The following is a 6,949-nucleotide window of genomic DNA, read 5'->3' as shown; positions in this document are numbered from 1 at the left end:
ACGGGGGGGGGGGGGGGGGGGGGGGGGGGGGGGGGCGGGGGGGGGGGGGGGGGGGGGGCGGGGGGGGCGCCCCCCCCCGCCCCCCCCCCGCGCCCCCGCCCCCCCCCCCCCCCCCCCCCCCCCCGCCCGCGGGCGGCCCCGAGGCACCCTCCGCCGACCCGGCCGCCGCGCTGCGCCGCATGTACGTCGACACGAGCCCGTTCAGCGCGGCGCACCTGAGCCTGAACGCGGAGGTGCTGGGGCCCGAACGGATGCTGTTCGGCACCGACTCACCGCCGATGGCCGCGCCACTGGAGGACTTCGTCCACCTGATCGAGAAGCTGCCGCTCGACAAGGCGTCCCAGCAGCTCATCCTCGGCGGCAACGCCGAAGCCCTCTTCGACCTGAGGAGCCGCCCGTGACCACCACGCAAGAGGCCGTGGCCGCAGCCGAACAGTGCGCCCCGGAGTTCCGGCGCGACCCGTACGCCGTCTACGCCCGGCTCCGGCAGGAGGCGCCGGTCTGCCCCATGAGACCGCCGCACGGCAACGAGACCTACCTGATCACCCGGTACGAGGACGCGCGGGCCGCCCTCTCGGACCCGCGGCTGAGCAAGGACATGTACGGGGCCATGGACGCCTACCGGAGGATCTTCGGTGACTCGTCCGTCGCACTGGACGACAACATGCTCAACTCCGACGCGCCCAAGCACACCCGGCTGCGCAGGCTGGTCAACTCGGCGTTCACCCCGCGACGCGTGCAGGCGCTGCGGCCGCGGATCGGGGAGATCGTCCAGGACCTGCTCGACGAGTGCCCCGTCCAGGAGCCCCTCGACCTGCTGCCGGCGTTCGCGTTCCCGCTGCCGATCATCGTGATCTGCGACCTGCTCGGCGTACCGCCGCAGGACCGGTCGCGGATGCAGCACCTGTCCACCACCGTGGCGCAGACCGGCTTCGGCGAGGAGTTCAAGCGGGCCCAGCAGAAGGCGGAGGAGGATCTGCACGCCTACTTCACGCAGCTCATCACCGCCAAGCGGGAACACCCGGGTGACGACCTGCTCAGCGCGCTCACCGCGGTCCGGGACAACGAGGACGGCGGGCTCACCGAGAGTGAACTCGTCTCCACCGCCTTCCTGTTGATGTTCGCCGGCCACAAGACGACCGCCTACCTCATCGGCAACGCCGTCCACCACCTCCTGTCGCATCCCGCGCAGCTGCGCGCCGTGCGGGAGAACCCGGAGCTGATCCGTGCGGCGGTCGAGGAACTGGTGCGCTACGACGGTTCCGTGGAGAGCGCGACGTTCCGCTACGCGACCGAGGACGTGGAGTACAGCGGGACCCGGATCCCCAAGGGCGCCCTGGTCCAGATCGCGCTCAGCTCGGCCAACCGCGATCCGCTGAAGTTCGAGGCACCGGACCAGCTGGACGTGACGCGGCCGGGCAACGCGCAGGACGCCCACCTCGGGTTCGGGCACGGCAGCCACTACTGTCTGGGAGCCCCGCTGGCCCGGCTGGAGACGCAGCTGGCTCTCACGCTCCTGTTCGACCGGTTCCCGAGGATGGCCCTGGCCGACACCGCCGGCGGGCCACGGTGGCTGGAGGTTCCGTTCCCCGCCTTCCGGGGCCTGGCGGAGCTGCCGGTCGTCCTCGACCCCGCCGGCTGACGCCGGGTCCGCCACGGACGCGGGGCGCTCGGTACCGCCGGACGCCCCGCGGTGGCGGACGAACGCGCGCCTACCGGCCCAGCCCTCGCGTACCCCGCTGGTGCTGGTGGCGGGGCAGCAGGTGCGGTCGGCCATCGGGCCGGAGGCGAACCTCTCCAACGTCGACGCCCGACGCTGATGAGGCCGCTCGTCGGCTGGGCGGCCGAGCCGGCGTGCGCGCAGGATGTGCCGCGCGCGCTCGCCCAGGCCGTCTTCGAGGTGCGGTTGCAGCGTCGGCCGTCCTACCTCTCGTCCCGTACGACGACTGGGGCGCCGACGCCGACGACAACGCGTCGGCCCTGCTGGACCGCCGGGTCGAGCACGCCGGGGTCCCGGCGCGGAGCGTCGCTGCTCGACGGGTACACCGCCGCCCTCGTGGCGAAGGCAGAGGCGCTGACCGTGGGCGACCCCGCCCGGGAGGACGTGGCACTCGGCCCGATCATCGACCGGCGGCAGCTGGAGCGGGTGCGTCCAGCTTTCCGGTCGTCGAGGTCGTCACCGACCTCGAACTCCTCGAAGACGGCAGCACCTTAACGATCCGCTCCTGGATCGAAGACCGCACCCAGCTGGAGGGACTGCGCGGATTCGCGGAAACGTCGTTGGGCAGGTGTCGGGGGCTGGCTACGGTCCGGATCGTGCCTGTGGAATTTCTGAGTGATGAGCAGGCCAAGGCCGCCCCTGGACAGCCGAAACGTTCTGGGCGCGATGCTGGGCGCCCCGGAGCTGGTGGCGAGATCAGCGCCGACCGGGCCGCGGACCGCGGAGGCGTCTTCCGCCCCCCGCTCCGGCTCAAGTGGCTGCGCCTAGACGTGGGGGTGAAGGTGACTGCTCTGAGCGGGTCACACCATGTCGAAGTAATGCATCTGCTAGGCCACTGACGCCAACATATCCCTTATATTCATTTTCAGGCGTCTTGGAGCGAGCTGTAGATTCGGAAGGGACCCCAATGTCTTCAGAGAGCCCCGCCGTCAAGACCGTGTACTCCGACCGGGCCGAGCTCACGGCAGAGGAAAAGGCGGCGATCGACTCGCTCAACGCCTCCTGGGCAGCTGTCAGAATGCCCGAGGGGTACGAGGCGATTACGGAGGTTCGCAAGTCGCTCGCCAAAGAGACCCGTGAGGCACTGAAGTCCGCGATCCCGGATCTGGAGGAGCGCGGTCGCGCTCAGAGAGAGCGGATCGCGCCTGAGCTCGAACGGCTCAAAGGCACTGCGTGGCAGCCGCTGGACAGCCCTGTCATGCGGCGCGCCCCGTCCGCGTCAATCCTTCCAGGCGACGACGGACCAAGCGCGCGTGGCGTAATCTTCCCCCCACCCCACCATGATGTGCTCCAGCCCGCGCACGTGGGTGAACTGTGGAGGTCCTCGGTAGGCGGGTTCTCGAGTGACCCGGGCATCCTCTACGACGTCGATCAGGACCCCCCTCGGATCTTCGGACACGCCGGCTACACCGGCGACGCACTCCTCAATGGCACGGTGGGCCTCGCGATGACGTTCACCCTCCCTCCCGGGCGCATGGAGTACACAAACCGGACGGTCTTCGCGGTCGACCCCACGATGCAGATCTTGGGCCTTATCTCCGGCTATACCGGGTACTACCACCCAATCTTTGCCGCGGACGACAAGTGGGCGAAGTGCTGGGAGTCCGTCGAGGTGACCGTCACGCTCAGCTCCGGCGAGTGGCTGGCAGGGAACTCGCTGTCGGAGGAACTCACCGATCTCCAAAACGTCTTTCCGGTGGGTATGTCGGATGATCGCCGGGCCTATGGATGGATGCCCGGTCCCCTGAGATTCACGGCGAACATGCAGGATCTCCGCGAGCGCGGTGTATCGATTATCCTGCGCGCCGCGATTCGCTACGATTTCCAGCTCGAAGGTGAGAGCGACCTCTGGTTTCGATACCGGAGCGGCTCAGCCAGTGAGTCCGTGCCAGCAGTCGACAACGCGCTGACCTTCAGCTGCAGGCCCGGCGTGGTCACGTCCGTCCCCTGAATCTGAATCCGCCGACAGTAGCCGCTTGTCCGCCCTCGGGGATCAACAAGCGCGAGCTGACCTAAACGGACTGCGGGCCGCTGAGGCCAAGGACAGCAAGCGTGCGCCGGCCTTCCCAGCCGGAAGGCCGGCGCCGTGCGTACCGCGTACCGCGTACCGCGTACCGGGAGGGCCTCTCCATCGCCGCCCTCGCTCACGACCACGGCGTCAGCCTCGGTGCCTCCGCGCGGCCGTCGCCGACCTCCTGGCCGAGCACGCGACCGTCGGCCGGCGCTCCGGCCCCAGAGCTGCCGCTCACTCGACATGCCCGGCAAGGTCGCGGGCTTCCTCCGCACCGCAGAACTGGAGTCCGCCGAACGAGCCGCGCTCCGTTGTTTTCGCGGCCGTTACTACTGCGGCCCCGGGAGGAGATCTTCGTCGGCGGTGTGGCCGGACTGGTGCTGGGAGGGTTCGTGGCCGGCCGGCGCGGCATCAAGCGCACCACCCTCGGCTGGTTCGCGGTCTCGGTGGCCATGCTGGCCTGTCTCAGCATCAAGATGGACAGCGAGCTGCTGCTGGACGTGGTCGTCTTCCTGACCGGTGTGTTCCTCTTCTCGGCGCAGGTGCTCGTCTACGCGTACGTGACGAGCTTCTGCCCCGCCCCGTCCGCGGCACCGCCCTCGGCTCGGCGTCCGGCATCGGCCGCGTCGGCTCCATCGTGGGGCCGTCGATCACCGGCGCCCTGGTGACCGCCGGCATCGGTCACCCCCGGGGCTTCTACTTCTTCGCCACGGTCGCCGCCCTCGCCTTCCTGTCCGTACTCACCCTTCCCGGCACGCGGGAGACGGCGGCCGAGCCCGCCGTCCGACGGGCCTGGGCACGAAACGCCCGATGACGGCGCGGCGGGGGCCGCTCGGTGGTGTGCGGTCAGGGATCGGCGTGCTGCGCTGCCGGTGTCGACGCCACTGCCGCGGTCGCGAGTGGTTGGGCACGGACGATGAGGAGGGCGACGTCGTCGTGGCCCGCCGGGTGCCGCAGTTGCCGCAGCAGCCGGTCGCAGGTCTCCTCCGCGGTCCGGTCCGGCTCTGTCAGGAGGGTGAGCAGGTCGTCCAGGCGTTCGTCGATGGGGTCGTTGCGGGTTTCGACCAGTCCGTCGGTGTACAGCACGAGACGGTCGCCGGGCAGCAGGTCGAGGGTGGTGGTCTCGAAGGGGACACCGCCGACGCCGAGCGGAGTCCCGGTGGGCAGGTCGAGGAGTTCCGGCCGCTCCCCGGCCCGCACCAGGACCGGGGGCAGATGACCGGCGGACGCCACGTGCAGCTGGGCGCGGTGGGGGTCGTACACCGCGTACACGCAGGTGGCGATGTAGGGGTCCAGGTCGCGGGTGATCTTGTCGAGGTGGGTGAGGATCCGGGCCGGGTCGAGGTCGAGGTCGGCCAGGGTGGAGGTGGCGGTGCGCAGGCGGCCCATGGTGGTGGCGGCCGGGATGCCGCTGCCCATGACGTCGCCCACCGCGAGCGCCGTGCGGTCACCGCTGAGGGGGATCACGTCGTACCAGTCGCCGCCGACCTCGTGGAAGACCTGGGCGGGCCGGTAGCGGGCGGCGACCTCGAGGCCGGGCCGCCGGGGCGGTAGCTGCGGGAGCAGGCTGCGCTGCAGGGTCTCGGCGGCGTTGCGGATGTGCTGGTGCAGGACGGCGTTGTCGATGCTCAGCGCGGCGGACGAGGCCAGCTCACAGGCGAGGGTGAGGTCGTCCTCGTCGAACGGCAGGGGGTTGCGGGCGCGGGCCAGGCCCATGACGCCGATGACCTGTCCACGGGCGATGAGCGGAACGGCCATGTCGGTGTGGACGCCGGCCTGGGCGAGCAGGTGGCCGGTCTCGGGGTCGGCGGCGACCCGGGAGATCTCCCCGCTGTCCAGGTGGGTGATCAGGTGGGGACGGAGGGTGCGGATGCAGTGGGACGCCGGGTGATCGGCGTGGTAGGTGGTGAGGTGGCCCGGCTGCACGATCGCCTGGGCGGCGTCGGTGGGGTACGCGGTCTTCACCGCCAGGGCGCGGAACAGCGCCGGTCCCTCGTCGAGTTCCGGACGGCCCGTGCGCAGGACCGAGTCCAGGAGGTCCACGGCGACCATGTCGGCCAGATCGGGCACCACGACGTCGGCCAGTTCCCGCGCGGTCCGCTCCACCTCCAGGGTGGTGCCGATCCGGGCCGACCCGTTGGCCATGAGGCGCAGGCGCTGCTGGGCCTCGTCGGCCTTCTTGGCCGCCCGGTATCGGTCGGTGACGTCCACCACGACGGTGGCGATGCCCAATACACGGCCGTGGTGGTCCTCCAGCCGGTAGACCGACAGCGCCCAGGCATGGTCGTTGTCCGGGTCGGCGGCGGTACGGCCCACCACCTGCCGTTCCACCACGGGGACGCCGGATGCCAGGACCTGCCGCATCACGGTCTCCGCCCCCTGGAAGGCCGCGCCGGGCACGATGTCGCGGAAGCCACGGCCGGCGTGGTCGGCCTCGGGGACGCCGTGCATGGCCGCCAGAGCCGGATTGATGGACAGATACCGCAGCTCGGTGTCGAGGACGGCCAGCCCGATCGGTGCCTGGGCGACCAGCCGGTCGGACAGGGCCAGCTTGCGTTCCATCTGCCGCAACGTGTTGCGGTCGGTGGCCAGGCCCAGGGCGTAGTGGTCGCCGAGGTTGTCGGTCAGCCGCATGTTGCGGAACTCGACCATCCGGGTGGTGCCGTCCTTGAGCCGGACGGGGAACGCCCCCGCCCAGCTGCGGCCGGTCTCCATCACGTCGGCGAAGAGCGTGATCGCCGCGTCCTGGTGTTCCGGGTTGAGGAGGAGCGGCGCCGCGTACTGTCCGACCGCCTCGCTGCGGGCGTAGCCGAACAGTTCCTCGGCCTGCGGACTCCACATGTCGATCCTGCCGTCGGCCTCCAGCAGCACCGCGGCAACGCCCAGCAGATCCATCAGCCCGCTCGGATTCGTCGCGGCGCCCGACAGATGATCCGCCTGCTCGGGGCGCTGCTTCGCTCGCCTCATCGCACGCGCTCCTTCCCTCCGCCGACCCACCGGGGTGGCCGCCTCGCCCCGCAGGTCGGGCGGGACGGTCTTCCCGCAGATCAGCAGCCCTTCCCACGATGGGGCACGGAGCCCGGGACGGCCAGAGCGGCGAGCCGGGAGAAGCGCCGCGACCGAAGTTCCGTCCCAGTACCGCGGGCGACCCCTACAAGACCCGTGTGGCATCACCTCGCCGGTCCGTTCGGCATTCCACTTCTACCCTTCCACGCCGC

General features: G+C 70.8%; 4 protein-coding genes and 2 pseudogenes. 5 read left to right on the top strand and 1 reads right to left on the bottom strand.

The genetic code is table 11. From position 1 onward, the window contains the following. Positions 1-179 precede the first annotated feature (179 nt). The 5 genes and pseudogenes from ACIGYR_RS36385 to ACIGYR_RS36365 all read left to right on the top strand — a co-directional run. Positions 180-401: an amidohydrolase family protein gene (locus ACIGYR_RS36385; RefSeq protein WP_400014423.1), complete on the top strand. Its 222-nt coding sequence runs from the start codon at positions 180-182 to the stop codon at positions 399-401. After that, entirely contained in the window at positions 398-1,642 is a 1,245-nt protein-coding gene (locus tag ACIGYR_RS36380; RefSeq protein ID WP_399606966.1) for a cytochrome P450, read from the top strand. Before ACIGYR_RS36385 ends, ACIGYR_RS36380 begins: the two co-directional genes overlap by 4 nt. Before the next feature lie 384 nt (positions 1,643-2,026). After that, positions 2,027-2,149 (top strand): annotated as a pseudogene (locus tag ACIGYR_RS36375) (aldehyde dehydrogenase family protein); the annotation flags it as partial. A 478-nt stretch (positions 2,150-2,627) separates the two neighbouring features. Beyond that, positions 2,628-3,671, top strand: coding sequence for a hypothetical protein (locus ACIGYR_RS36370; RefSeq protein ID WP_391843918.1), 1,044 nt, complete (start codon positions 2,628-2,630; stop codon positions 3,669-3,671). A 416-nt stretch (positions 3,672-4,087) separates the two neighbouring features. Continuing rightward, a pseudogene (locus ACIGYR_RS36365) lies at positions 4,088-4,545 on the top strand (MFS transporter); the annotation flags it as partial. Positions 4,546-4,577: 32 nt separating this feature from the next. On the opposite strand, the gene ACIGYR_RS36360 reads toward ACIGYR_RS36365, so the two are convergent. Next, positions 4,578-6,698: a SpoIIE family protein phosphatase gene (locus tag ACIGYR_RS36360; protein WP_399606969.1), complete on the bottom strand. Its 2,121-nt coding sequence runs from the start codon at positions 6,696-6,698 to the stop codon at positions 4,578-4,580. Between the last annotated feature and the right edge of the window lie 251 nt (positions 6,699-6,949).

The organism is Streptomyces sp. NPDC053076 (assembly GCF_044546845.1).
In the GTDB taxonomy this organism is placed as follows: domain Bacteria; phylum Actinomycetota; class Actinomycetes; order Streptomycetales; family Streptomycetaceae; genus Streptomyces.
Note: the sequence above shows the minus strand (reverse complement) of the source record. Positions and strands in the feature narration are given on the sequence as shown.